The organism is Sutterella sp. (assembly GCF_030539355.1).
Taxonomy (GTDB): Bacteria; Pseudomonadota; Gammaproteobacteria; order Burkholderiales; family Burkholderiaceae_F; genus Sutterella.
Genome location: NZ_JAUNSF010000172.1, coordinates 1 through 3,449 on the forward strand (window position 1 = coordinate 1; position 3,449 = coordinate 3,449).

The 3,449-nt window shown below is 65.9% G+C and carries 3 protein-coding genes; all 3 read right to left on the bottom strand.

The window, feature by feature from the left end:
• Positions 1 to 120: 120 nt before the first annotated feature.
• Positions 121 to 918 (bottom strand): helix-turn-helix transcriptional regulator, encoded by a 798-nt coding sequence (locus tag Q4F91_RS13195; protein ID WP_303338194.1) that lies wholly within the window; start codon positions 916 to 918, stop codon positions 121 to 123.
• 126 nt (positions 919 to 1,044) lie between these two features.
• Positions 1,045 to 1,407, bottom strand: a complete 363-nt coding sequence (locus tag Q4F91_RS13200; RefSeq protein WP_303338195.1) for a cytochrome c3 family protein — start codon at positions 1,405 to 1,407, stop codon at positions 1,045 to 1,047.
• 18 nt (positions 1,408 to 1,425) lie between these two features.
• Positions 1,426 to 2,913: an FAD-dependent oxidoreductase gene (locus Q4F91_RS13205; protein ID WP_303338196.1), complete on the bottom strand. Its 1,488-nt coding sequence runs from the start codon at positions 2,911 to 2,913 to the stop codon at positions 1,426 to 1,428.
• Between the last annotated feature and the right edge of the window lie 536 nt (positions 2,914 to 3,449).

Consider the following 3,449-nt stretch of genomic DNA (forward strand, 5'->3'; position numbering starts at 1 on the left):
TGCCCGCGGCGCTCGCGGTCGCGGCGCTCTTCCTCCTCTTCCCGATCGCGCTCGCGGGCCGGATGACGAGGAAGACCCCGGGTGCGGTGCACACGGCCGTGACGCCGGAGCACTGAGGGGTCACTCCTGCATTTCCTCGCGCAGCGCTCCGGGCGTCATGCCGAAGCGCTGCCGGAAGGCCCGGATGAAGGCCGAGGTCGTTTTGTACCCCGTGCGGTAGGCGGCTTCCTCCACGGTGAGGCCGTGGGCGAAGCCGGAGAGCGTCGAGAGCATCCGCACGTGCAGACGCCACTCGCGGAAGCTCATGCCGGTCTCGTTCACGACGAGGCGGGAGAGTGACCGCTCGCTCATGCCGATCTCCGCGGCCCACTCGGCGTTGGTCCTCGTCTCCGCGGCGTCCGCCGAGCAGTCGAGCGCGATGCGCTGCAGCACCGGATGGTTCGGAAAGGCCGCGAAACTCACGGGCAGTTCGCGCGCGAGCTCGAGTTCGTCAAGGAGCACCGCGCCGATGCGCCGCGCGCGTTCCTCGCTCATCTTCGCCGTGGCGAGGTGACGGATCATCTCGACCGTCATGCGGTTGAGCATCAGCCGCGCAGGTGCGGCCGGAAGGCGCTTCGCCGCCTCCGGCGAGAAGTGACAGTAGAGCGACCGTCCGCCCGGGCCGAGCACGCCGTTGTGCCGGGTGCCGGCAGGGAGCCAGATGCCGCAGCTCACGGGAACCATCGAGAGACCTTCCTCGGTCTGCAGTCCCACGGCGCCCTCGAGCGCCACGCAGAGCTGGCCGGTTGCGTGCGAGTGAAGCCTGCGCGCCGGCGCGGCGGCGTTCACCTCGTCAACGATTGCGGCGGCGACGAAGTGACTGGTGTTCTCGGGTTCGAACCCCTCGGGCCAGAGCGTTGAGAGCGGGGCCTTGGACATGGCGGTGCGTCTGCGGGAAAAGCGGGTATGGAAAGGCCGCGGCCTCTCAGGCGCTCGGGTTCGCCTGAGGGAGGTCACGGCCTCATGAGGGTCGGAGCCATCCGTGATGGCCCGGCCGTTCAAGGGTTACGGCACCTTGAACTCAAGGTTGTGGCAGGAGCCGCACATGTTGACCGACTGCTGGTGGCCGCGGTGGCACTCGAGGCAGTCAAGGCCCACGAGGTGGTTGTAGTGCGGATCCGGGTCGAGCTTCTTCGCCTTCGTGCGCTCGGCGACCTTGTCGAGGCTGCCGTGGCACGCGAGGCATGCCTTCTGGTCAACCTTCGCGCCGGGGGCGGGAGGGTTGTTGCCGTGGCAGCTCGCGCAGGCGATGCCGCGCTCGCCGTGACGGTCGGCGAGCATGCCGCCGGCCGTCGCCGCGGGAGAGAGCGCAGCGAGCGAGAAAGCCAGGAGCGCGCCGGAGATGATCATCGTGAAGTTCTTGGTCATGATTCGCCTCCTTCTCTCTCAAGCCTTCTTGTCCTGACGGGCCTTCGCACGCTTCGCGGCGTGGCGCGCAGCCACGCGGCCGAAGACGAGGCCGCCTCCGAGCTGGTTGCCGCCGATGTCGTCGGCATACCAGACGCCGCCTGCGGCAGCGCCTGCGGCGTAGAGGCCGGGGATCGGACGGTTCTCGTAGTTGACGACGCGTGCATCCGGATCGATCTTCGGTCCGCCGAAGGTGCTCGCCATGCCGCCCGCGGCCGGGATCATGTAGTAGGGGCCCGTCTCGAGCGCGTGCGGGGTCTCGTACTCGTACGGAGGATCAAGCTCGGCGGCCTTGCCGGCCTTCACGGCCTTGTTGAACTCCTCGACGGTCTCGCGGAGGTTCTTCTCGGGCACGCCCGCGGCCTTCGCCACGGCCTCGATCGTCTCGCCCTCGAAGACCTTGAAGCCGAGGCGTCCGAAGCGCTTGATCGTGTTCGAGAGGATGTTGGCGTTGTTGTCCGCGTCCTTGCCGATCAGCATGTAGGACATGTTGTCCGGGGTGCGCTCGGCGATGGCCTTGGCCTTCGGGACCTGCAGCCACGTCTCGGGAACGAAGCGGCGGCCTTCGGAGTTGACCTGGATGCCGTAGCCCGCGTGCATCAGCGGCGACGGGTTCGCATGGCCGGTCGGGGTGATCGGGCCCGCGTAGAACTGGTCCATGTTGACGAGCTTCGCCATGACCTGGTTGGCCATGATGATGTTCTCGCCCGTGATCCACGGGGAACCGCGCACGATGAGGCGGCTCGCCCAGGGGCCGATGTACTGCGTCACCATCGCCGGGTTGGCGCCGTAGCCGCCCGTCGTGAGGATGACGCCGCCCTTGGCGAGGTAGTCCCTGCGGCCCTCGGGGGTGATGCAGGAGACGCCCTCGACGTTGTAGCAGTCGTCGGCGATGAGCTCGACGGCCTTGGCGTTGTAGTGAATCGGGACGTTCTTCTTCTCAAGCGCGGCCATCAGGCAGCGGATGAGCTTCGAGCCGCCCGTGATGCCTTCGCCCGGGCTGATGAGGCAGCGCGAGAGCTCGGGCGACGGGAGGTTCTCCCAGAGGAAGAACGGCGTGCCGTGATCGGCGAGCCAGTCGATGCCGTCGCCCGCCTCTTCCGCGTAGACGCGGATGAGATCCGGGTCGGAGCGGTAGTGCGAGAGGCGCATCATGTCGTCGAAGAACGCCTGCTTGCTGTCCTCGGGATGATTCTTCTGGAAGCGGCTGCCGACGGCGGCGATCCAGCCCGACGAATAGACGGTGGCGCCGTCAGGGCGGCCCATCTTCTCGAGGAGCACGACGCGCGCGCCCTGCTCAGCGGCCTCAAGCGCCGCGCACATGCCGGCGAAGCCGGCGCCGACTACCACGACGTCCCACTCCTCGGAGGGACGCTTCGCGGGCGGGGCCTTCGCATGGGCCGGAGCGGCGACAGCCGCGGCGCCCGCGCCGAGGAGGCCGGTCTTCAAGAGGTCTCGACGGTTCATTGACATCTTCTTTTCTCCTTTGCCGGCAATGATTCTTTGAAAACTTGGGGTCGCCGGCATGAGGCGCATCGTCGGTCGTCTGCGGTCGCCGCCGGGTCATGACGGTGACACGGGCCGTACGCCTCTTTAATCCATTCTATCTAGGGAACTTTCCTTAGTGATATCGCATTTCGGCCGATCAATGTTCAGAAACGGCCACGGCGGGTTGGTGGTTTTCCGGATAGCTTTTCAACTATCTGTTTTATTGGATTTTCCGCTGTCATTTATGCATAACGACGGAAGGTCTGTTTGTGAGCAGAATCAGCCTCAACGGTGCCGGATTGATTTTGCTGACGGGGCAACGGCCAGGAACCGGAGCAAAAAAGAGCCCGGACGCTCTCAATGGATGGCGTTCCGGGCTTGACCGAGTAAAAGTCGAAAAGGAAAAAGGAGAAGACAGCAGGGAGACGAATCAGGTCAGGGCACCTTGTAGTCAAAGTTATGGCACTGGCCGCAGTAGTTCTCGCTCTCGGAGTGGCCGACGTGGCAGTTGACGC

Excerpts from the sequence above, each read along its gene's own strand:
- Q4F91_RS13195 (WP_303338194.1), bottom strand. The coding sequence starts at position 918 with ATGTCCAAGGCCCCGCTCTCAACGCTCTGGCCCGAGGGGTTCGAACCC.
- Q4F91_RS13200 (WP_303338195.1), bottom strand. The coding sequence starts at position 1,407 with ATGACCAAGAACTTCACGATGATCATCTCCGGCGCGCTCCTGGCTTTC.
- Q4F91_RS13205 (WP_303338196.1), bottom strand. The coding sequence starts at position 2,913 with ATGAACCGTCGAGACCTCTTGAAGACCGGCCTCCTCGGCGCGGGCGCC.